The following is a 19,321-nucleotide window of genomic DNA, read 5'->3' on the forward strand; positions in this document are numbered from 1 at the left end:
CGCCGCCAGGGGCGCCAGCGCCTCCCTGATCGCTTTTTAATCAAGTGATGAATTGGCGCCACAGCCGCGCTAGCTGGGCGCACGCTCTCCGACGATCGCCTCGAAACCGGCCGCGCAATAGTCGAACAACCGAGCCCGGACGGCGGCCAGGTCGGTCGAGCGGCAGAGCCCTTCGGAGAGCTGATCGATGCGGCCGGTTTCCGACAGGGCCAGCATCATCGAGCCGGTGAGGAACTGGTAGCCCCAGTAGAGGTCGGCCAGCTCAGCGCCCGGCATCGCCTTCTTCAGGGTGTCGATGAAGCGGTGGACAACGGGATCGAAGAACCGGTGCATGGTCTCTCCGCCCCAGGCCGGGGTGTTGTTCACCAGGGCTACCAGGCGGAAATAGTTCTTCCATCCCGGCTCGCCGGTCAGGGAGCGCTCGATCAGCGGACCGATGAAGGCCTCGATCACGCCGTTGGCGGTCATGGTCTCGGGGTGCGACGCCTCGTAGGCGGCCATGGCCTGCAGCCGCTCGGCGTTCACCACCTCGGCGCGGCGCGCGAAAACCGCGTCGAAGAGGTCGCGCTTGGAGCCGAAATAATAGTGGATCAGAGCGGTGTCGACGCCCGCCTCGGCCGCGACCTGCCGGGTGGTGACTCCATAGAAGCCTTGGCCGGCGAACAGCAGTTCCGCGGCGTCGAGAATAGCGCCACGCAGGTCGGGCCCCTCCCCCTTTCGGCGGCGGCCGCGCGAGGCGGCGGTAGGACGCAGGACCGGGGTGGTCATGGCTCGGCCCGCTTGTCGACGAGGCAGGTGACAGCCACATCGGCGGTCACATTGCCCACTGTTCGGAAGATGTCCGGGATGGTCTCGACCGCCAGCAGGATCGGCAGCAGTTCCAGAGGCACACCCATGATCAGACAGATAGGTCCGGTGGTGGTGAAGAAGGTGATCTGGCCGGGCAGCCCCACCGAGGCGAGACTGATCACCGCGGCCACCGCTACACCCGCGATCAGCACCGCGGCGGTGAGGTCGACTCCGTAGACATGGGCGCAATAGATCGCCACGCCCAGATTGGCCGCCGGGCTGGTGATGCGGAACAACGACACCGCCAGCGGCAGGACCACGCTGCTGACCCGCTCCGGCGCGCCGAGCTGCGCCGCGCCGGCGATCATCGCCGGCAGCGAGGCGATGGAGGACTGGGTGGAGAAAGCGACCACCTGGGCCGGGGCCACGGCCCGGGCGAAGGCGAACAGCGGGACCCGGGCGGCGAGCGCGATCAGATAGGCCAGCAGGGTGATCGAGATGCAGACGCCCGAGAGCAACAGGATGTAGTGGCCGAGCGCCCCGGCGGCCCCGAACCCCGCCTTGGCCCCGACGATGAAGGCCAGGGCCAAGACGCCCAGGGGGGCGACCCATAGCACCCACTGGACCAGCACCAGCATGGTGTCCATGACCGCCTCGAACAGTGCGATCAGCCCGGTCTGCAGGTCCGGCCGAATGCGAGTGGCCGCCAGGCCGAACAGCAGGGCGAACACCACCAGCGGGGCTATCTGGGCGGTGGCGGCGGCCTCGACGGGATTGGTGGGGATGAAGGCGCGCAGCCAGGCGCCCATGGTCGGGAAATCGGGCACCTTGTCCGTGGAAGCTCCGGCTGCTTCACGCAGGCCAACTGTCGCTTCGACAGGCGCGGGCCAGGCCGCCAGCACCGCGCTCAGGGCCACGGCGCAGAAGCTGGCCGACAGCACGAGGAAGAGCGCGAAGAAGGCCAGCGACTTGGCGGCCGTTCCGCCCGCCGCCGCGGTGCCGGCCGCCGAGGCGATCCCCACCACCAGCAGGGAGAAGACCAGCGGAACGATGGTCATGCGCAGGGCGTCGAGCCATAGCCCGCCCACCGGCTCGGCCACCGACAGGATGTTGTCGAGGAACGAGGCCTCGGCCAGCGCCGCGCCCAAGATCAGGCCGACCACGAGGCTGGCCAGGATGCGCAGGGTCGATTGGCCGGCGGCGGCGCGGAGCGAGGAAACAAACGAGGCCATCGCCCGAACCTAGAGCGTTCGCGGGGCTTGGAAACCGGTTTCGCGCGCAACCCTAGGCGAAATCCTTATCCAGTTCGGCCCGGGTGGCGGGGCTGAGCACCGCCAGGTGCGCATAGGCTTCGTGATCGCAGCCCACCAGGATCGCCACGGCGGGATCGCGGAAGACTGCGATCTGGTCCGGCTTAAGGGGGAAGCGGACGAAATGGACCGAGGAGGCCTTGCCGTCCTCGCGAGTGCGCTCCACGTCGCCCTCGGGCACGCTCATGACCTTGTCGCCGCCGATCTGCAGGAAAAACAGGTCCTCCACTCCGCCCAGACGGGCCAGCAGGGCCCCGCGGCGGACCGGATCGTCGATCTCGAACATGATGGTGGCCACCAGTTCCGAACCTTGCGGGATCAAGGGGTTATAGGCCGCGAGCTCATCCGGCACCTGAGCCGCCCCCCCCTTCTCGGTGAGCAGCATCTCCTGGATCTGGAACAGCATGGTTTCGAAAGACTCGAAATAGACCGTGCAGCTAGGCCCCAGCGCGACCCGCCGCAGGCGCTTGGCCGGCAGCAGGGCGGCGCGGCGCTCGGCGCGGACTTTTGAGAATTCGGCGTCCGGGATCAGGTCGTCGAGGGTCACCTGGCGAAGGGCGAGCGGCATGGGACCTCCTACTCAGAGCGCGCCATAGGCGCGGGCGAAAATCTCGATGGGGTGGGACTGGCGCGGCTGCGCGAGATCAGCTCCGGTCTCGACGGTGAGGAGCTGGCCAAGATGCTTGCAGGCGAGCGGGCAGTCGGAACAGAGCTCGGCGCTCGCCTTCTGCGCCACGGCGCGGGCGGCGGGGCGGCCCACCTTGCGGGCGACCGCATGGGTGGCCTTCATCACCCCAAAGGTGCCGCCGTGGCCCGAGCAACGCTCGACGACCTCCACGGCGGTGTCGGGGATCAGGCGCAGCATCTCGGCCGACTTCTGGCCCATATTCTGCGCCCGGGCGTGGCAGGCGTGGTGCACCGTCACCCCGCCTGCGACCGGCGACAGCCCGGGGGCCAGACCGTGGGTCTTGGCGATATCGACCACATATTCGCTGATGTCGCGGGTGGCGGCGGCCAGGCGCAGGACCGCGTGGTTCTGCGGCAGGATCAGCGGCCACTCGAACTTCATCATCAGGCCGCAGCTGGCGGTCAGCGCGATCACCTCGTAGCCCTGGTCGATATAGGGGGCGAAAGCCGCGGCGATACGCTCGGCCCGGCCGGCCACATCGCCCAGATCGCCGGCCTCCAGCTGGGGCATCCCACAGCACTCCGGATAGAGCAGTTCGGCCTGGACCCCTTGCAGGGCCAGGACCCGCGCGGCGGCTACGGCGGTGTCGGGCTGATTGTAGTCAACGAAACAGGTGGCGTAGAGCACCGCCTTGCGCTGGCCGACGGCCGGGCCCTGTGGGTTGGGCGGAACCGGGACCTTCAGTCGGTCAGTGGCGGTCTTGGAATGGTATTTCGGCAGCTCGACCTCGGCGTCGATCTGGGCGATGGCCTCCAGCAGCTTGCGCAGCGGCGTGTTCTTGCGCGCCGTGGCCCAATTGGCGAGCCCGGCCATGGGCTTGGCGAGCTTGCCGTTGCGGTCGGTCTCGCCCAGTTGCTCGCGGATGAAGTGGACTTCCCCGGCCCGGCGCTTGGCGGCCCGGTAGCGCAGGATCAGGTGCGGGATGTCGATGTCGAAGGGATGCGGCGGCACATAGGGACACTTGGTGAGGAAGCACATGTCGCAGAGCGTGCAGGCCTCATCGACCTTGGCGTAGTCGCTCTTGGCCACGCTATCGAGCTCGCCGGTCTTGGACTCGTCGATCAGGTCGAACAGCCGCGGGAAGCTGTCGCAGAGATTGAAGCAGCGCCGGCAGGTGTGACAGACGTCGAACTGCCGCTCCATCTCCTTCTCGACGGCGGCCAGGTCGTAATAGGCCTCGTCCTGCCAGGCGATGGGATGGCGGAAGGGCGCATCGAGGCTGCCCTCGCGGGCGGGACTGTCTGCCACGGAGACCTCGCGATCAGAAGGAAGCGGGCGGCGCGGCGCGCCGCCCGACGGAACCTCAGGCGTCCAGGGTGTCCAGGGCGCGCTGGAAGCGGCCGGCGTGGGACTTCTCGGCCTTGGCCAAGGTCTCGAACCAGTCGGCGATTTCCTCGAAACCCTCGTCGCGGGCGGTGCGGGCCATGCCGGGATACATGTCGGTGTATTCGTGGGTTTCCCCGGCGATGGCGGCCTTCAGGTTGTTGCCGGTGGCGCCGATGGGCAGGCCGGTGGCGGGGTCGCCGACGGCTTCCATGAACTCCAGGTGCCCGTGGGCGTGGCCGGTCTCGCCTTCGGCGGTGGAACGGAACACCGCGGCCACGTCGTTATAGCCTTCCACGTCGGCCTTCTGAGCGAAGTAGAGGTAGCGGCGATTCGCCTGGCTCTCGCCGGCGAAGGCGTCTTTCAGGTTCTGCAGGGTCTTGCTGGTCGCGAGGCTCATGGTGGTCTCCCTTGGAAGCGCGGCGCACCTTGAGGACTGGTGCGCGAATTCGCCGTCGGCGGGAGTATGAACCGACTTCGCAATAGGCATAATCGATTTATTTTATCGTCAGGATAGAACTATTCTATCTAGACTGACCCTAGGCGGTCCGCCCGTCGCCGGGCGACGGGCGGACCAGGTCAGGCGGCGGCGAGGGCGTGGACGTCCCGGGCGCTCAGCGATTTTCCGCCGATGGCCCAGTCACCCTGCTCGAACTCCTGCACCCGCACCCAGGTCACGCCGCGAAGGGCTTCGCCCTCTACCGCGATCATCGCCTCGGTGACCCTTTCGATGAGCTCACGCTTCTGGGTCGGGGTGAAGACATCCTTGATGACGTCGATCGTCACGAGCGGCATGGCCGTTCTCCTTGCTGTCAGATCCCGGCCAATGCGCCGGGGATGGCTGAGATTGCCGCGCGGCGAGGCGTTCCGCTTGAAGACCACCTGGAGATTTTCCGGAGAATCCGGCGAGCTAGCCGCTAGACCGCGAGGCGATCCAGCATCTCGGTGATACGCCGCCGCACGGCGGACTCCCGGAACGGGAAGGCTCGCAGAAAGTCGGCCGAACCCAGGCCTGGGCTGCGCCGACGCGCGGATCGGGCCCAGGCCTGCGCCCGCGCCTCGTCGCCGCTCAGCCCGTGGGCCACGGCGGCGATCATCTCGATCAAGGCGTGCGCGCCTGGCGAGCGCGCAGCGCGCTCGGCCCACTCCGCGGCCTGGGCCGGCTCTCCGAGCACGATGTGCGACATGGCCCGCACGCCGTGCATCCCATAGACCAGCGGATCGAGCGGGCTGAGCTGCAACGCGGCCCCGACATTGGCCTGGCCCTCAGGGCCGTGGCCCAGCAGGGTCTCCGTCCAGCCTCGGGAATACCGCGCCTGTGCATAGTTCGGATTGAGCCGTATCGCGCGATCGAGCCACGGCAGGCTCGCCTCCAGGTCGCCGTTGAGCCAATAGACCCGCCCCATGACAAGGTTGCAGAAAGGATCCAGGGGATCGTGCTCAAGGCTCTGTTCCGCGCAACGCTGGGCGAGGGCCGTGGCGCGCGCCGCGTCATCGGCGAAGCTCAGGAAGGCGCCCTCGAAGTGCGTGAAGGACAGGCCGGCATGCGCGCGGGCGAAATCCGGCTCCATCGCGATCGCCCGCTCGAAAAGCGAAGCCGCCAGGGCGTTTCCGTCCCGATTGAACCGATACATGTGATGCAGACCCAGGTGATAGGCCGACCAGGCGTCGAGATTCTCCGGCGACTTGAGCCGCGCAAGCCGCGCCTCGTTCGAGGGGATCTGCAGCTCCAGCGCGCCGATGACCGCCTGGACGATCTGCTCGCGGACCTCGTGCACCGCCCCAAGGGCGCTGCGGAATCGTTCGCTCCAGACAACACCGCCGTCCTGCGTGTCGCAAAGCTCAACGGTCAGGGTCATGGACCGCGCATCGGTCTCGACGGAACCTGAGAGGCAGTAGCGGACATTGAGCGCCGCCCTCACACGCTGGATATCGGCTTCCGCCCCGCGGAACCGGAACGATGAGCCGCGGGCGATGACGAACAGCCACCGCAGTCTCGAGAGCTCAGTGATCAGATCGTGCGGCAGGGCCTCGGCGATCGCGGCGGCCGGGCCCGGATCGCCGAGCACATTGAAGGGCAAGACCGCGATGGACGGCCGGAAGGACGGCTCCTCCGGCTCGGCGGGTGTCGTCTGGCCCTCTGTCAGGGTCGCGGGCGTGGCGACGGGCTCGACCTCGCCCACGAAACGGAATCCGATCTTGGGGATGGTGCGGATCAGGCGCTGGGCCGCTCCGTCGTCACCGATCGCCTGGCGCGCCGACTTCACTCGGCTGGCGATGGCGGCTTCGGAGACGATCCGGCCCTTCCAGATCTTCTCGACGATCTCGTCCTTGCCGAGCAGGCGCTCGCGGTTCTCGACCAGCAGGAGAAGCAGGGCGAAGACCTGCGGCTCCAGCGGAACCGCCACGTCGCTCCTGGTGAGTTCATGCTTCTCGGTGTCGAGCGTGTACGCCCCGAAACGGTAGATCATCGGCGTCCGCCTGCCCCGCTTCTCCCAAAAACCTCCACACGATCTCCAAGCGGAACGCTCCGCCACAGGGCAGGATGCCTACAGGTTCCGACACATCGTCGGATGCAACAGACCAGGAAACGCCGGCGGCGTCGCCTATCGTCGCGGCGGGGAGCGAAGCCATGAAGATGACCTGCGTGGAACTGCCCGACAACCTGAATGCCGGCGGCGTGCGAATTCAAGGGATCGACTGGGGCGATCTGAACATCTCCCACATCCACTTTCCCAAGGGCGCGGACGCCACGCCGCTGCTCGAGGGCCTACCGCAGAACCTCTGCCAGTGCCCGCACTGGGGCATGGTGCTGAAGGGCGCGATCAATGTGCGCTACGCCGATGGCCGCACCGAAACGGTGAACGCCGGCGAGGTCTATCACTGGCCGGCCGGACACACGGTCTGGGTCGACGAGGACTACAGCGCCATCGAGTTCAGTCCGGCCGTCGAGATGGCCGAGGTCGTCAAGCACCTGCGGACGAAGATGGGCGTCCCGGCCTAGCGCCTTACCCGGCCTTGGCGAAATAGATCTCGGCAGGGCCTGGGAAGCGGCGCTGGCGGACATCTTCAGCGTAGCCGGCGACGGCCTTGGAGATTTCACCGCGTAGGTCAGCGTAGCGGCGGACGAACTTGGGCGTCCAGTCGAACAGGCCCAACATGTCGTCGGTGACCAGGATCTGGCCGTCGCAGCCGGACGAGGCGCCGATGCCGATGGTGGGCACGCCGATCGCCTCGGTGATCTCGCGGGCCAAGCCCTCGGCCACGCCCTCAACGACCACGGCGAAGGCGCCGGCTGCCGCCGTGGCCTTGGCCTCGGCCAGGATGCGGGCGCGTTCGTCGGCGCCCTTGCCCTTGGCTTTGAAGCCCCCGTCGACGTTCACCGCCTGGGGACGCAGGCCCACATGACCCATGACCGGGATGCCGCGTTTGACCAGATATTCGATGGTGTCGACCACGGTGGGGCCACTCTCGACCTTCACGGCCTGGCAGCCCGTCTCCTTCATGATCCGAGCGGCGTTGGCGTAGGCGATCTCAGGCGCGCCTTCGTACGATCCGAACGGCATGTCGACCACCACCATGGCCCGCCGGGCGGTGCGCATCACCGCCTGGCCGTGCAGGATCATCATTTCCAGGGTGACGCCCACCGTGTTGGGCAGGCCATGCACCACCATGCCGACGGAGTCGCCGACCAGCATCAAGTCGCAGTGCTCATCCAGCAGTTCGGCCATCGGTGCGGTGTAGGCGGTCAGGCAGACCACGGGGACACCGCCCTTGCGCGCGGCGATGTCCGGGGCGGCGAACCGTTTGACCGTTTCCTGACGCTGGGCCGACATGAACTAGAACTCCTCGATGACGCGGGTCAGGACGAACCCCATGGCCAGGACCGCCAGGCCGCTGGCAATCCATACCACCGAAGTCCCGGCAGGCAGCGCCGAAAGCAGCTCCACACGCGGCGCCCATTCGGCGACGCCGGCCCGCAGGACGCGGCTCGACCCCTCCGAGGCGGCCTCCACCTGACCCACGAAGTTGGACAGGATGAGCTGGCTGGCGCCGACCACCCCGCCGACCAGGCCGGCCGAGCCGATCAGCATCCGGCGCAGGGTCCAGCCCCGCGCCAGCTTGCGTTCCACCGCCATGGCGAAAGCCTTCTCGTCGGAGAAGGCCGGGGCGTCGCCGAAGAGGCGTTCCAGTCGTCGCTCGAATTCGAGCTCAGCCATTGCCCTGCCTCCCTTCAAGAGCGGCGCCGGCAGGCGCCAGTCGCGTTCTGAGCTTCTCCAGACCACGTTTGACATGCGATTTGACCGTTCCAAGCGGCAGGTTCAAGGCCTCCGCCGTCTCGGCGTGGGAAAGACCCGCGCCGTAGCACATGGACACGCACAGCCTTTCGGCCGGCCCCAGCGACTTCAGTCCCTCGTCCAGGTCGATCCGACCGGCCGCGTCCGGTTGAGGAGCGTCGATCGAAGCGTCCTCCGCTTCCTGAGCCAGACCCGCCAGCCGCCGCTCGCGTTGCAGACGGCGGAGATAGAGCCGGGCCGCGATCTTCTTGACCCAGGCGGCGAAGGCCCCTTCCCCGCGGAACTCGCGGATCCGTTCGAAGGCCGTCAGGAATGCGTCCTGGGCGACATCGTCGGCCTCGGCCGGCGCGGAGCCCATTCGCCGCAGCAGGCCGCGCACGGCCGAGCCATGCCTGCGGACCAGCTCCCCGAAGGCCGAACGGTCTCCCGCCGCCGCCAGGGCGGCCAGCTCCACGTCGTGGAGATTGGCCAGCCTTGTAGTGTTAGCGCCCGACATTGGGCTTTTCCCCATCCCCTAGAGGGAAGTTAATTCTTGCCGCGGGTCACGAAGGACAGCGCGATCAGAGCCAGGCCGATGAAGCCCGGGAAGGCGGCGATGCCCAGCAGCGGGTAGAGAGCGTCGGGCTCTTCGAAACTGATCGCGAAGCCCAGGGCTGCGAAGCCGATGGCCACCCCCAGCCAGACGATGCCGGAGCGGAGGTCCTTGTAGGGCGAAGGCGGCGCCTTCACGTCGCTGGTCAGGGCTTCGATCACTTCCGGCGGAAGGGTGGCGCCCTTCTCGATGGAGGCCCGCAGGGTCTCCTGCAGCTTCTGGCGTTCCTGGCTCTTGAACCAGCGTGGCGCGATGACGATGGCCGCGATCATGGCGAACATCGTGATTGGGATCAGAATTTCCATCTCGTCTTCCCCTCTTCAGGATTGGCGGGCGTATCAGCCCCGTTCTGAAAGGAAAGAGGCGCCCGCCCCTGCGTACAGATGCAAAGCTTGGCATGAAATGTTCGTCATGTTCGCAGACCCAGGTTCGACATGGCCCGACCGTCGGCCGACAGCAGCACCGCGGTCACAAGGGGCGAGCGCGGCCAGCGGGAACATCAGCCACCAGTAGCTGTGAAATGCATCCCGCATGAGCGTGAACCCATCCAATGGAACGGGAAAGCCCCTCCCCGCTCCTCCACACCCTGGTCGCCGCCGTGGCCCGGTTTGGATGCGAAGTCGCCAGACAATTTCATTCTAGCCCAGCGCCGCGGCGTAGAGGTCCGGCTTGAAGCCGACCAGAAGGCGGTCTCCGAGGTCGAGGACGGGACGCTTGATCATCGAGGGCTGGGCCAGCATCAGACCGATCACCCTCTCCGCATCCAGCCCGAGCTTGGCAGCGTCCGGCAGGGCGCGGAAGGTGGTCCCCGCGCGGTTGAGCAGCACCTCCCAGCCGACCTGGCCGATCCACTGCTCCAGGCGTGGCCGGTCGATCCCGAGCACCTTGTAGTCATGGAAGGCGTAGTCGACGCCACGGCCGTCCAACCAGGTTCGGGCCTTCTTCATCGTGTCGCAGGCCTTGATGCCGTAGATGGTGATGGGAGAGGCGGAGAGGTCCGGCATTCAAGGCTCCAGGGATCGGCGATAGCGGAGGTCGTCAGATCGGATGCCTCCCTCCGGAGTCAAGCGAGGCGCGGCCAGCGCCCAGACGGTTTGACGGCGCCAGCCCTGATGCCAGTCGCCAGGTCAGCCTGGCGTTGGCGGGAGCTTTTCGAACTTCAGCAGGGCTGGATCGAGGCGGTCCCAGGGAAGGCCGCTCACATTGTAGAACACCATTTGGGGCGCATACCGGCCGGGATCGTCGAGGCTCGCGGCATGCACGGTGAATAGGTCTGGCGTGGCCGCCGAGGTCAGATAGACCGGCGATCCGCAGGTGGGGCAGAAGCCGCGGGTCTTCACATTGCCGCTGTCTCCGGTGATTTCCCAATGTGACGCCTGGCCCTTGAGGGCGACCCGGTCCCGGCTCGGGAAAGTCAGATAGGATCCGTGGCCGGTTCCGCTCATCTGCTGACAATGCCGACACTGGCAGTCGGCTTCCACAAGCGGCTCGTCGGCGATCTCATAGCGGATCGCGCCGCAGGCGCAGCCGCCTGCATAAGGCTCTCTCATGTCCTTGGTCCTTGTTGTCGGGTCGATATCAGCTTGAGCCAAGGCGCCGCGTGAAGTGCGCTCATCAGCAGGTACATCACGGTCATGCCGCCCAGGGGCGACGCGTCCTGTGTGGCAGAGCACAGCATGTCGGGGCGGCCCTCGCCCCCGCCCGTAAGCAGCGCCATGACGGCGAAGGTCGGGGCGGCCGCGAGCGCAAGCCAGCCGGCTGCGCCGAGTGTGGGGGAACCCTCACTCATTTCCATCTCCTGCAATTGGGGGGGCGATTGGCCTTACGGCGCGACCTAGCTCTTCAGAGTCTTAAAGGTCGCCTCGCCGGCGTCCGACACCTCGACCCACTTGGGATCGGGCGCGGCCTCGGCGGCGTAGTTATCGTGCCAGTTCCACCACTTGTACGGCGGGGTCTGGGGATAGCCTTCGGGCGAATTCTCCCAAACCTCCTGCCGGCCCAGCGGCGTGATGTCGAGGTAGTTCCAGACGCTGCCCATCGCCTCGTCGCCGCGGGAGTTGATGAAGTAGGTGCGAAACACCTGGCCGCCCTCGCGAATGAACACGTTGTGGCCGTGCCATTCGTCCACCCCGAAGTCAGCGTCAAAGCTGTCCGTGAGGGTGAACCACGGCATCTCCCAGCCCATCCGCTTCTTCAGGCGCGCGATGTCGCCCTGAGGCGCGCGCGAGGCGTAGACGAGCGTGGTGTCGCGGGCGTTCAGGTGCGCGAGGTTGGAGACCTGATCGGCTCCCAAGGAGCAGCCGCGGCAGGCATGGTCCGGCCATCCGAACACCCCGGGCTCGAAGAAGGCGCGGTAGACGATCAGCTGGCGGCGGCCGTCGAACAGGTCGAGCAGGCTCACCTGGCCGTCAGGCCCTTCAAACTCATACGGCCTCTCGACCGCCATCCACGGCATTCGTCGGCGCTCCGCGGCTAGGGCGTCACGGGCGTGGGTGTGAGCCTTCTCCTTCACGAGCATCCGCTCGCGCGCGGCCTCCCACGCCTCCTGGGAGACGATGGGCGGCGTCTTCATGGCGAACGATCCGCTATTCGGCTGGGTCATCAAATCCTCCTCTGGACGCGGCCTGGCGCAGGCCGGCGGGATCCCCCAAGCAGGTTGAGGGAGTTGCTTCAGGTGCGGCCGTTCATGGCCAAAACGACATGGGTTCCACGATTTCCGCCGTGCGCCGGGCGTTCCCGCTGCGATCGCTTCCGGCGCCCAGGCAGACTTTCGTCAGTCCTGCTCGGCGGCGATGGCGTCGATCGTCCGGACAATCCTCGTCCAGCCCTCGGTCATGTTCTTGAATGCCGACTCGTTCTTCGGGAGCACGAAGCCGGAGTGGATGAGGCGAAGGCGAGAGCCGTTCTCCACGGCGGAGAGGAGGAAGGTCACGACCGTGTCCAGCCGCGATCCGTACCCGACATTCCCCTCGTGCCCGCCTTGCCAGGAATAGGAGAGGCGTTCGAGCGGCGCCACCTCCAGCACCTCGCAGCGGATGACGCCATCCCACTCCCCGGCGGGCGTGGTCTGGTAGGTGAAACGCGTTCCCACCGTGGCCTTGAAGCCGACGGGCTCCATCCGGATCCACCGGCCCATCATTCCCGGCGGGGTAAGGGTCTTCCACACCACGTCCAGGGTGTGGGGAAACACCTCGTCGACGACAATCTGCTGGCTGTCGGCCATGATCGCGGCGTCGGTCATGGATCTATCTCCTTCAAAAGGCTGCGGAGTTTGTCGAACCCATCGCGCCAGAAGACGCCGTAGTGGTTCATCCAATCGAATAGCGGCTCAAGCCCCCCAGGCTGGACTCGGTAGAAGACGTTGCGGCCCTCCGGGCGCTCGGCGACCAGGCCGGCCTGCTTCAGGGACTTGAGGTGCTGGGAGATGGCGCCCTGTGTCACCCCGCTCCCCCGCGTCAGTTCGGCGACCGTGATCTCGTCACAGCCGGCGACGCGCTCGAACACCGCGCGCCGCGTCGGGTCGGCGAGGGCGCGCATGACAGTGGTTATGGCGGCGGCTTCGGGCATGACCATCAATTAGCCCACGCTAATTCATGAGTCAATACTAATGCGATTGGGCGGCCTGCTGAGACGCCCGTAGGTGGCCAGGAAGGCGCGGACGCCGTGGCGATGCCAGCGATGTTGCGACCGGACCCGCGCGTAAGCAGGCGCTTAGCCGCTGGCGAATAAGCGCGCCCGCAATGGTCGTGGACCGGACGCAGCAGTCACTTTCCCCGTCAATCAAGACGGAGGCTAAGATGGAATCCCCACCAACCCGCCGCTGGGACCCCGTCGTGCGGCTCACCCACTGGGGCGTCGCGGCCGCGGTCGTCGCCAATGGGGTCTTCACAGAAGCTGGATCGCCGCTCCACCAGTGGGTCGGTTACGGGGTCGGCGGGTTGCTGGCGCTGCGGCTGCTGTGGGGGTTCGTGGGGCCCGCCGAGGCGCGATTCTCGGCGTTCCCGCCCAGCCCGCGGCGGGCGCTGGCGCACCTGCGAGAGATAGCGGCTCGCCAGCGCACGCACCACCGCTCGCACAATCCCCTGGGCGCCCTGATGGTCTACGCCATCTGGGGCGCCTTGGCCTTGGTGGTGGCGACGGGCGTTGCAATGGCCGGGCCGCCGGCGAGCCCCTCGACACCGGCGAGCGCCCAGAGGTCTATTGTGGCGCCGTTCGATGAAAACGCGGAAGAAGGCGAAGACGAGGGGCACGGCGAAGAGGCCGGCGCGGCCGAGGGCGGCGGCCATGAGGGCGGGGAGCTAATGGAAGAGATCCATGAGACGGCGGCGAACCTCCTGTTCGTGTTCGCGGGCCTGCACCTGCTGGGCGTCGCGTTCGAAACCCGGCGCGGCGGACGGCAGATCGTCTCGGCGATGATCGGCGGGGGGCCGAGACCCCGTAAGGCCGAATGAACCGCCCTCGCCGCTTGTGGAGCGAATCCGGCGCCGTGGCCGCGGTGGCCGCGCTGCAGGCCGTGGCTTCGGCCTTCTTCCTGGCCGATGCAGCGGCGGATATCGCCTCCGCAGGGCTGAACGGCCACGTCGTCATCGAGGCGGTCATCGCGGTCGCCCTGCTGGCTGGAGTTGTCACCGGAGCCCTGCAGCTCCGGCGCCTGATCACGGAGGGGCGGCGCAAGTCCGCCGCCCTGGCGGTCGCCGCCGGGGCGCTCAGTGAGGTGATGGCGGCGCACTTCCGCGAGTGGAAGCTGACCCCGGCTGAGGCGGACGTTGCGGTCTTCGCGCTGAAGGGGTGCGACGTCGCTGAGATCGCCGCCTTGCGCCAGGCCGCGCCGGGCACGGTGAGGGCGCAGCTCGCGCGGGTCTACGAGAAGGCGGGCGTTCACTCCCGCTCCGCGCTCGCCTCCCTCTTCCTGGAGGAGCTGATCGCCACGCCGCCGTCCGGGAAGGATGGAGTCTGAGCCGGCTATCGTCGCGACGAGTGTGCAAGGAGAACGAAAGCGTCATGGCCCGTCATTGACCCGGTTGATTGAAGTCAATGCGCGTAAAGCGCCGCACCGGACCAATGCGAACCTGGTTCAGCGTAAGAAACTTCAAGCCTGAGGGTCGGTGAAGACTTGATCCGCCACCCAGCCCCATCGAGGACCAAGCCTATGAAAACCACCCTCACCACCGCACTTGTGCTCACCTTGATGAGCAGTTCGGTTGCATTGGCTCAGCCGAGCTATTCCACCCGCCCCGACCAGGGCGACTATCGCAGCCGGTATGGCGACGAGTACGGCGGCCCCCGCTATTCCCGCGGCGACCGCCTGCCGGACCAGTACCGCCAAACCCTCTACGTGGTGAGCGACTGGAGGCAGCGCGGCTTGCGGAAGCCGCCGAAGGGTTACCAGTGGGTCGCCAACCAACGGGGTGACCTGTTTCTCGCGTCGAAGACCACCGGACAGATCGCCCAGTCCGCCTATCGCGACGAGCGTGACCAGCAGTGGAGCCAGCGCTACCAGCGGACCTATTCATACAACGACGACGTCTACTATCGCGAATGCCGCAACACCAAGGATCCGGCCGGCGTTCTCATCGGCGCCCTGATCGGGGGTCTGCTCGGCAACACCGCTGGGCGAGACGGCAGCCGCACGGGGACCACCGTTGCCGGTGTGATCCTGGGCGGCGTGGTCGGCGCGGCCCTGACCAAGGACATGGACTGCGACGACCGCAGCTACGCCTACAAGGCCTACTACAACGGCTTCAACTCCGACCGCGTCGGCAGCCGCCACCCATGGCGCAATCCCGGCAACGACCATCGGGGCGAAGTGCGGATCGGGAACTACTACAATGACCCGCGCGGCTTCCGCTGCGCTGATTTCACCCAGGTCACCACGATCCAGGGCCGCACCCAGACAACCCGCGGTCGCGCCTGCCGCCAGCCGGACGGCTCCTGGGCCGTGGTCGGCTAAGTCGGGAATGCGCGCTCCTCCGAGCCTAGGCTCGGCGGGGCGTCCGGCGGCCCGGGCCGGTCGATCGCGGCCGTGCGATCACCGGGCGATCGCGATCAAGGCCAGTCAGGCGGGCAGCAAACCTGCGCGCAGCGCCGGAACCTACGGTCCATCCGTCGCAACAGGAGAACGACCCATGAAGGGTTTCGTCGACGACATCGAAAAACTCACCGAAAACAACAAGAACTTCCGCCGCGTACACTATACCGGCAAGTACCTGCAGCTTGTGGTGATGGCCTTGAAGCCCGGCGAGGAGATTGGTGAGGAGGTCCATCCCGACCACGACCAGTTCTTCCGGGTCGAGAAAGGCAAGGGCGAGATCTGGATCGACGGCGAACGCACGAAGATCAAGAGCGCCGACGCGATCCTCGTGCCAGCAGGCGCCAGGCACAACCTGGTCAACACCGGCGACAAGTCACTGAAGCTCTATACGATTTACGGCCCGCCGGCCCACCGCGACGGCGTCGTCCGCACCACCAAGGCTGACGCTGAGGCGGTGGAGGAGCAATTCGACGGCGGAACCACAGAGTAGCTGCACCGACCCACAAGCGGCGGCATGAGGGCGCGCCGCCCGCAGCAACCGGAGGTGCGCGCGCCTTCGGTTCCGGGGCGGAGCCCTGTCATCGATGCTTGCCCGGGCCCTCGCCCACTGGCGGCAGGGGCTTTTGGACATCGCCTCAACCCCGCCGTCCCTAGCGGGGCGCCGCCTGCGGGGGCTGGCATGCCATCCCCAGTCGCAGCCCCTTCAGGTATGCCCGGCGCGCTGTGCCGGCCAGGACCGCCAGGCGGAGATCGCGGTCCCGCCGCCCGGCCTGGGTCATCAGGCGCATCACCCAGCGGTAGGGAATGACGCTGCGCATGGCCGAGCCGAACGCGTCGCCGGTGGCGTCTCTCGACGCCGCCACGGCGTCCACGTCGGGGCCCAGGATCTCATCCAGGGCGGCGATCTCGCGAGCCATGACGGCGCAATCGGGCCCTGACGGCAGGGCGTAAGGGGCGGCGACGATGCTCTGCAGGGCGGCGGGCGTCTCGGGGCCGGAGATGCCCAGTCCGTCGCTATCACCGGACACCATGGCGTCGGAGCGACCTTGCGGCCGGTTCGTCACCTCCGGCGCCGCGCCGCGCGGCGCTAGCCTTGGCTGGGTGGCGCAGCCGGACGCCAGCAGGCCGAGGGACAGCAGGGCGGCCTGGACGAGCCGGCGATGGGTCACGAATTCCTCCACTCGCGAAAAGGCGATCCGATGAGGCTATCCCCACCGCGGCCTCGCCAGCCTTGACCACGGTCAAGCTGCTCCGGCAGTGGCCTCCATTGCGCCACCTAGGTCGCGGGCGCCCAAGGTTCAGGATGCGGCGTTGTCCCGGCCAGATGAGCCGTTTCGGAGACTTATCGCCGGGCAGCCTCCGCCGCTCCGGCTTGACCCCGATCAAGGCGCGTCAAGCTAGGGCCGTCCAAGTTTGCCATGGGCCGCGAGAGCGCGGCTCGCCGCCTTTGCGGGGCTGGCGACTTCTCAGAGGCCGAACATGGACTATCGGGTCACCGCCGAGCGCATCGACTCCCATGGAAGCCTCGCGCGCTCAAAGGATGCGAGCCTGGTCCTGGACACCGACGTCGCGGGTCGCAGGGACGCGTTCAATCCGGCCGAACTCTTCCTGGCCGCTATCGCCGCATGCATGATCAAGAGCATCGAACGGGTAACGCCGTTGCTGAAATTTGAGCTCCGCGGCGTGGAGGTGCGGCTCTCGGCGGTACGGCAGGACGCGCCGCCGCGCATCCTGCGCGTGGACTACGAGTTGATCGTCGACACTGACGAGGACGACGCGCGGCTGGATCTGCTGCATCGGAACGTCCGCAAGTACGGGACGATTTCGAACACGGTGGCCGCGGCCGTGGCTCTGGAAGGGGCCATTCGCAGGCGCGCTGTCGTCGGCGGCGCGACGGCCGGAATTCTCTAAGCCAAACCGCCCCGGAGGCGCATATGAGCTACGTTTTCTCCAAGACCCTCAACCTCCCTTTCGACGAGACGGTCGCCAAGACCCGGGAGGTTCTCGGTGCGGAAGGCTTCGGCGTGATCACCGAGATCGACGTCCAGAAGACGCTGAAAACGAAAATCGACGTCGACTTCAGGCGCTACCTTATTTTGGGAGCCTGCAGCCCTACCCTGGCCTACGAGGCGCTGAAGCTGGAAGCCAATGTCGGCGCCATGTTGCCCTGCAATGTCGTGGTGCAGGAAGCCAGTGGTGGCCGCACGGAAGTCTCCGCCATCGATCCGGTGGCCTCCATGCAAGCGATCGACAATCCCGCGCTGAAGGCGAAGGCGAGCGCCGTGGCGGACAAGCTGCGGGCCGCGATCGGGCGACTCTAGACATCACCTGGGCGCATCCCCAGCAGCCCTTGAGGGCGCCAGCAAACTCGCCAGGGACCGGTCAGGAACGAATAAGGCAGGCGCCAGGAGGTGGCGTTTCATCTCAAGTGGCCGCCCCCCGACTCCGGCTAGGCTATCGAGTCGCCTTGTGAACAGCGTCCTTGGCTTTTCCGACCGTTTCCTTGACCGACCCCACCACCTTGTCGGCAAGACCTTCGACCTGCAGCTTCTCGTTTCCAGTCGCCTTGCCGATTGTCTGCTTTGCGGCGCCAACCACTTTTTGTGCTGCGCCTTCGATGCGTTCACGGCTCATGATTTGTCCTCGGTTGAGTGCAAGTTCCGAGATCAAACTGCGCCTCTTTCGGCGTATCGGTGTTGATGTCGGTCAACCGCTGACGGCAACGCTCACTCCCACTCGATCGTCCCCGGCGGTTTGCTGGTCACGTCGTAGACCACGCGGTTGACCCCTCTCACCTCGTTGATGATCCGGGTGGCGCAGCGGCCGAGGACCTCCCAGGGGAACTCGAAGAAGTCGGCGGTCATGCCGTCGGTGGAGGTGACGGCGCGCAGCGCGAGTACGTCCTCATAGGTGCGGGCGTCGCCCATGACGCCCACGGTTTTCACAGGCAAGAGCACGGCGAAGGCTTGCCAGATGCTGTCGTAAAGGCCGGCCTTGCGGATCTCGTCGAGATAGATCGCGTCAGCAGCTTGAAGGACGGCGACCTTCTCGCGGGTGATCTCGCCGGGGATGCGGATGGCCAGGCCGGGACCCGGGAACGGATGGCGGCCGACGAAGGCCGGCGGAAGGCCGAGTTCCACGCCCAGCAGGCGCACCTCGTCCTTGAACAGCTCCCGCAGGGGTTCGACCAGCTTGAGCTTCATGTAGTCGGGCAGGCCGCCGACATTGTGGTGGCTCTTGATCACCGCCGAGGGGCCGCCACTGGCTGAGACGCTCTCGATAACGTCGGGATAGAGGGTGCCCTGGGCCAGGAAGGCTGCGCCCTCGATCTTCGCCGACTCCCTGTCGAAGACCTCGATGAACAGGCGCCCGATGGTCTTGCGCTTGGTCTCGGGGTCGGAGACCCCGGCCAGTTCGCCCAGGAAAAGGTCGCCCGCGTCCACGTGGACCAGCGGGATGTTGTAGTGGTCGCGGAACATGGTCACGACCTGCTCGGCCTCGTTGTGGCGCAGCAGGCCGGTGTCGACGAAGACGCAAGTGAGCTGGTCGCCGATCGCCTCGTGGATCAGCACTGCGGCCACCGAGGAATCCACGCCGCCGGAGAGGCCGCAGATCACCTTGCCGTCGCCCACCTGGTCGCGGATCTTCTGCACCATCTCGCCGCGGAAGGCGGCCATGGTCCAGTCGCCTTTCAAGCCCGCGATGCCGTGCACGAAATTGCGCAGCATGAGCGCGCCGCGCGGGGTGTGGGCCACCTCCGGATGGAACTGTATGCCGTAGAAGCGGCGGGCCTCGTCGGCGATCACCGCGTAAGGCGAACCTTCCGACGAGGCCACCACGTGGAAGCCTTGCGGAATGGCGGTGATCTTGTCGCCATGGCTCATCCAGACCGTCTCTTTCGAGCCGACCTCGCCCAGGCCCGCCAGCAACGGGCTCTCCTGGTGGATGAGAATCTCGGCGCGGCCGAACTCGCGGGTGTGGCCGCCCTCGACCTTGCCGCCCAGCTGGGCGCACATGGTCATTTCGCCGTAACAGATGCCCAGGACCGGGACGTCCAGTTCGAAGACGCGCGGGGTGACGGCGGGGCTCGCATCCTCGTGGACGCTGGCCGGGCCGCCCGAAAGGATCACCGCCTTCGGCGCGAAGGCGTCCAGCATCGCCTCGACCTTGTCGAAGGGGTGGATCTCGCAATAGACGCCGCTCTCGCGCAGGCGGCGCGCGATGAGCTGGGTCACCTGGCTGCCGAAATCGACGATCAGGACGCGTTCGTGGGCGGGTTGGGTCATGCTC

Annotated in this window: 27 protein-coding genes; 7 read left to right on the top strand and 20 right to left on the bottom strand. The window is 67.0% G+C overall.

What is annotated here, in order from left to right:
• Positions 1-69 precede the first annotated feature (69 nt).
• The 7 genes from M9M90_RS11840 to M9M90_RS11870 form a co-directional block, all read right to left on the bottom strand.
• A complete protein-coding gene (locus M9M90_RS11840; protein ID WP_254833440.1) occupies positions 70-768 on the bottom strand; it encodes a TetR/AcrR family transcriptional regulator in 699 nt (232 codons plus the stop codon).
• The gene (locus M9M90_RS11845) at positions 765-2,021 is read right to left on the bottom strand and encodes a dicarboxylate/amino acid:cation symporter (protein ID WP_254833441.1); all 1,257 of its coding nucleotides are present in this window, start codon (positions 2,019-2,021) and stop codon (positions 765-767) included. Before M9M90_RS11845 ends, M9M90_RS11840 begins: the two co-directional genes overlap by 4 nt.
• A gap of 52 nt (positions 2,022-2,073) precedes the next feature.
• Entirely contained in the window at positions 2,074-2,667 is a 594-nt protein-coding gene (locus M9M90_RS11850) for a DUF3501 family protein (RefSeq protein ID WP_254833442.1), read from the bottom strand.
• A gap of 12 nt (positions 2,668-2,679) precedes the next feature.
• Complete coding sequence (locus M9M90_RS11855) at positions 2,680-4,035, bottom strand: (Fe-S)-binding protein (protein ID WP_254833443.1); 1,356 nt, start codon at positions 4,033-4,035, stop codon at positions 2,680-2,682.
• A 55-nt stretch (positions 4,036-4,090) separates the two neighbouring features.
• Complete coding sequence (locus tag M9M90_RS11860; RefSeq protein WP_254833444.1) at positions 4,091-4,510, bottom strand: rubrerythrin family protein; 420 nt, start codon at positions 4,508-4,510, stop codon at positions 4,091-4,093.
• A gap of 179 nt (positions 4,511-4,689) precedes the next feature.
• On the bottom strand, positions 4,690-4,905 hold the full coding sequence (locus M9M90_RS11865) for a tautomerase family protein (RefSeq protein ID WP_254833445.1): 216 nt from the start codon (positions 4,903-4,905) through the stop codon (positions 4,690-4,692).
• Positions 4,906-5,027: 122 nt separating this feature from the next.
• Positions 5,028-6,581: a winged helix-turn-helix domain-containing protein gene (locus M9M90_RS11870; protein ID WP_254833446.1), complete on the bottom strand. Its 1,554-nt coding sequence runs from the start codon at positions 6,579-6,581 to the stop codon at positions 5,028-5,030.
• A 161-nt stretch (positions 6,582-6,742) separates the two neighbouring features.
• On the opposite strand from M9M90_RS11870, the gene M9M90_RS11875 reads away from it, so the two are divergent.
• Positions 6,743-7,114 carry a hypothetical protein gene (locus M9M90_RS11875; RefSeq protein ID WP_254833447.1) on the top strand — a complete coding sequence of 124 codons (372 nt, stop codon included), beginning with the start codon at positions 6,743-6,745 and terminating at the stop codon, positions 7,112-7,114.
• Between the two features lie 4 nt (positions 7,115-7,118).
• On the opposite strand, the gene panB is transcribed toward M9M90_RS11875, so the two are convergent.
• From panB to M9M90_RS11925, 10 genes are all read right to left on the bottom strand, one after another.
• Positions 7,119-7,946, bottom strand: a complete 828-nt coding sequence (panB, locus tag M9M90_RS11880; protein WP_254833448.1) for a 3-methyl-2-oxobutanoate hydroxymethyltransferase — start codon at positions 7,944-7,946, stop codon at positions 7,119-7,121.
• Between the two features lie 3 nt (positions 7,947-7,949).
• Entirely contained in the window at positions 7,950-8,330 is a 381-nt protein-coding gene (locus M9M90_RS11885; protein WP_254833449.1) for a hypothetical protein, read from the bottom strand.
• Entirely contained in the window at positions 8,323-8,904 is a 582-nt protein-coding gene (locus M9M90_RS11890; protein WP_254833450.1) for an RNA polymerase sigma factor, read from the bottom strand. The genes M9M90_RS11885 and M9M90_RS11890 overlap by 8 nt, the downstream gene beginning before the upstream one ends.
• A 29-nt stretch (positions 8,905-8,933) precedes the next feature.
• Positions 8,934-9,305 (bottom strand): DUF6249 domain-containing protein, encoded by a 372-nt coding sequence (locus M9M90_RS11895; protein ID WP_254833451.1) that lies wholly within the window; start codon positions 9,303-9,305, stop codon positions 8,934-8,936.
• A gap of 333 nt (positions 9,306-9,638) precedes the next feature.
• Positions 9,639-10,004, bottom strand: coding sequence for an arsenate reductase (locus M9M90_RS11900; RefSeq protein WP_254833452.1), 366 nt, complete (start codon positions 10,002-10,004; stop codon positions 9,639-9,641).
• A gap of 123 nt (positions 10,005-10,127) precedes the next feature.
• Positions 10,128-10,550, bottom strand: a complete 423-nt coding sequence (locus M9M90_RS11905) for a GFA family protein (RefSeq protein WP_254833453.1) — start codon at positions 10,548-10,550, stop codon at positions 10,128-10,130.
• Positions 10,547-10,789: a hypothetical protein gene (locus M9M90_RS11910; RefSeq protein ID WP_254833454.1), complete on the bottom strand. Its 243-nt coding sequence runs from the start codon at positions 10,787-10,789 to the stop codon at positions 10,547-10,549. The genes M9M90_RS11905 and M9M90_RS11910 overlap by 4 nt, the downstream gene beginning before the upstream one ends.
• Positions 10,790-10,834: 45 nt before the next feature.
• Entirely contained in the window at positions 10,835-11,602 is a 768-nt protein-coding gene (locus M9M90_RS11915) for a DUF899 domain-containing protein (RefSeq protein ID WP_254833455.1), read from the bottom strand.
• Between the two features lie 171 nt (positions 11,603-11,773).
• Positions 11,774-12,241: an SRPBCC domain-containing protein gene (locus M9M90_RS11920; RefSeq protein WP_254833456.1), complete on the bottom strand. Its 468-nt coding sequence runs from the start codon at positions 12,239-12,241 to the stop codon at positions 11,774-11,776.
• On the bottom strand, positions 12,238-12,573 hold the full coding sequence (locus tag M9M90_RS11925; RefSeq protein WP_254833457.1) for a helix-turn-helix transcriptional regulator: 336 nt from the start codon (positions 12,571-12,573) through the stop codon (positions 12,238-12,240). Before M9M90_RS11925 ends, M9M90_RS11920 begins: the two co-directional genes overlap by 4 nt.
• 224 nt (positions 12,574-12,797) lie before the next feature.
• On the opposite strand from M9M90_RS11925, the gene M9M90_RS11930 reads away from it, so the two are divergent.
• From M9M90_RS11930 to M9M90_RS11945, 4 genes are all read left to right on the top strand, one after another.
• Positions 12,798-13,451: a cytochrome b/b6 domain-containing protein gene (locus M9M90_RS11930; RefSeq protein ID WP_254833458.1), complete on the top strand. Its 654-nt coding sequence runs from the start codon at positions 12,798-12,800 to the stop codon at positions 13,449-13,451.
• Entirely contained in the window at positions 13,448-13,957 is a 510-nt protein-coding gene (locus tag M9M90_RS11935; RefSeq protein ID WP_254833459.1) for a LuxR C-terminal-related transcriptional regulator, read from the top strand. The genes M9M90_RS11930 and M9M90_RS11935 overlap by 4 nt, the downstream gene beginning before the upstream one ends.
• 192 nt (positions 13,958-14,149) lie before the next feature.
• Positions 14,150-14,950 (top strand): RcnB family protein, encoded by an 801-nt coding sequence (locus M9M90_RS11940; RefSeq protein WP_254833460.1) that lies wholly within the window; start codon positions 14,150-14,152, stop codon positions 14,948-14,950.
• A 175-nt stretch (positions 14,951-15,125) separates the two neighbouring features.
• Entirely contained in the window at positions 15,126-15,521 is a 396-nt protein-coding gene (locus M9M90_RS11945) for a cupin domain-containing protein (RefSeq protein ID WP_254833461.1), read from the top strand.
• A gap of 160 nt (positions 15,522-15,681) precedes the next feature.
• Here the strand turns inward: M9M90_RS11945 and M9M90_RS11950 are convergent, their stop codons facing one another.
• On the bottom strand, positions 15,682-16,200 hold the full coding sequence (locus tag M9M90_RS11950; protein WP_254833462.1) for a hypothetical protein: 519 nt from the start codon (positions 16,198-16,200) through the stop codon (positions 15,682-15,684).
• A 310-nt stretch (positions 16,201-16,510) separates the two neighbouring features.
• On the opposite strand from M9M90_RS11950, the gene M9M90_RS11955 reads away from it, so the two are divergent.
• Both M9M90_RS11955 and M9M90_RS11960 read left to right on the top strand, forming a co-directional pair.
• On the top strand, positions 16,511-16,942 hold the full coding sequence (locus M9M90_RS11955; protein WP_254833463.1) for an OsmC family protein: 432 nt from the start codon (positions 16,511-16,513) through the stop codon (positions 16,940-16,942).
• 23 nt (positions 16,943-16,965) lie between these two features.
• A complete protein-coding gene (locus M9M90_RS11960; RefSeq protein ID WP_254833464.1) occupies positions 16,966-17,352 on the top strand; it encodes a DUF302 domain-containing protein in 387 nt (128 codons plus the stop codon).
• Positions 17,353-17,485: 133 nt separating this feature from the next.
• Here M9M90_RS11960 and M9M90_RS11965 read toward each other — a convergent pair whose 3' ends face one another.
• Together M9M90_RS11965 and guaA are read right to left on the bottom strand one after the other, a co-directional pair.
• Entirely contained in the window at positions 17,486-17,665 is a 180-nt protein-coding gene (locus M9M90_RS11965) for a CsbD family protein (RefSeq protein ID WP_254833465.1), read from the bottom strand.
• A 92-nt stretch (positions 17,666-17,757) separates the two neighbouring features.
• The gene (gene guaA, locus M9M90_RS11970) at positions 17,758-19,317 is read right to left on the bottom strand and encodes a glutamine-hydrolyzing GMP synthase (protein ID WP_254833466.1); all 1,560 of its coding nucleotides are present in this window, start codon (positions 19,315-19,317) and stop codon (positions 17,758-17,760) included.
• Positions 19,318-19,321 lie beyond the last annotated feature (4 nt).

Source organism: Phenylobacterium sp. LH3H17 (assembly GCF_024298925.1).
In the GTDB taxonomy this organism is placed as follows: Bacteria; Pseudomonadota; Alphaproteobacteria; order Caulobacterales; family Caulobacteraceae; genus Phenylobacterium.

Bases quoted from the DNA above. Each gene is read 5' to 3' on its own strand.
- M9M90_RS11850 (WP_254833442.1), bottom strand. From the start codon at position 2,667: ATGCCGCTCGCCCTTCGCCAGGTGACCCTCGACGACCTGATCCCGGAC.
- M9M90_RS11845 (WP_254833441.1), bottom strand. From the start codon at position 2,021: ATGGCCTCGTTTGTTTCCTCGCTCCGCGCCGCCGCCGGCCAATCGACC.
- M9M90_RS11875 (WP_254833447.1), top strand. From the start codon at position 6,743: ATGAAGATGACCTGCGTGGAACTGCCCGACAACCTGAATGCCGGCGGC.
- M9M90_RS11885 (WP_254833449.1), bottom strand. From the start codon at position 8,330: ATGGCTGAGCTCGAATTCGAGCGACGACTGGAACGCCTCTTCGGCGAC.
- M9M90_RS11905 (WP_254833453.1), bottom strand. From the start codon at position 10,550: ATGAGAGAGCCTTATGCAGGCGGCTGCGCCTGCGGCGCGATCCGCTAT.
- M9M90_RS11940 (WP_254833460.1), top strand. From the start codon at position 14,150: ATGAAAACCACCCTCACCACCGCACTTGTGCTCACCTTGATGAGCAGT.
- M9M90_RS11895 (WP_254833451.1), bottom strand. From the start codon at position 9,305: ATGGAAATTCTGATCCCAATCACGATGTTCGCCATGATCGCGGCCATC.
- M9M90_RS11900 (WP_254833452.1), bottom strand. From the start codon at position 10,004: ATGCCGGACCTCTCCGCCTCTCCCATCACCATCTACGGCATCAAGGCC.
- M9M90_RS11910 (WP_254833454.1), bottom strand. From the start codon at position 10,789: ATGAGTGAGGGTTCCCCCACACTCGGCGCAGCCGGCTGGCTTGCGCTC.
- M9M90_RS11915 (WP_254833455.1), bottom strand. From the start codon at position 11,602: ATGACCCAGCCGAATAGCGGATCGTTCGCCATGAAGACGCCGCCCATC.
- M9M90_RS11840 (WP_254833440.1), bottom strand. From the start codon at position 768: ATGACCACCCCGGTCCTGCGTCCTACCGCCGCCTCGCGCGGCCGCCGC.
- M9M90_RS11890 (WP_254833450.1), bottom strand. From the start codon at position 8,904: ATGTCGGGCGCTAACACTACAAGGCTGGCCAATCTCCACGACGTGGAG.
- M9M90_RS11930 (WP_254833458.1), top strand. From the start codon at position 12,798: ATGGAATCCCCACCAACCCGCCGCTGGGACCCCGTCGTGCGGCTCACC.
- M9M90_RS11870 (WP_254833446.1), bottom strand. From the start codon at position 6,581: ATGATCTACCGTTTCGGGGCGTACACGCTCGACACCGAGAAGCATGAA.
- M9M90_RS11965 (WP_254833465.1), bottom strand. From the start codon at position 17,665: ATGAGCCGTGAACGCATCGAAGGCGCAGCACAAAAAGTGGTTGGCGCC.
- M9M90_RS11860 (WP_254833444.1), bottom strand. From the start codon at position 4,510: ATGAGCCTCGCGACCAGCAAGACCCTGCAGAACCTGAAAGACGCCTTC.
- M9M90_RS11960 (WP_254833464.1), top strand. From the start codon at position 16,966: ATGAGCTACGTTTTCTCCAAGACCCTCAACCTCCCTTTCGACGAGACG.
- guaA (WP_254833466.1), bottom strand. From the start codon at position 19,317: ATGACCCAACCCGCCCACGAACGCGTCCTGATCGTCGATTTCGGCAGC.
- M9M90_RS11920 (WP_254833456.1), bottom strand. From the start codon at position 12,241: ATGACCGACGCCGCGATCATGGCCGACAGCCAGCAGATTGTCGTCGAC.
- M9M90_RS11945 (WP_254833461.1), top strand. From the start codon at position 15,126: ATGAAGGGTTTCGTCGACGACATCGAAAAACTCACCGAAAACAACAAG.
- M9M90_RS11935 (WP_254833459.1), top strand. From the start codon at position 13,448: ATGAACCGCCCTCGCCGCTTGTGGAGCGAATCCGGCGCCGTGGCCGCG.
- M9M90_RS11955 (WP_254833463.1), top strand. From the start codon at position 16,511: ATGGACTATCGGGTCACCGCCGAGCGCATCGACTCCCATGGAAGCCTC.
- M9M90_RS11865 (WP_254833445.1), bottom strand. From the start codon at position 4,905: ATGCCGCTCGTGACGATCGACGTCATCAAGGATGTCTTCACCCCGACC.
- panB (WP_254833448.1), bottom strand. From the start codon at position 7,946: ATGTCGGCCCAGCGTCAGGAAACGGTCAAACGGTTCGCCGCCCCGGAC.
- M9M90_RS11925 (WP_254833457.1), bottom strand. From the start codon at position 12,573: ATGGTCATGCCCGAAGCCGCCGCCATAACCACTGTCATGCGCGCCCTC.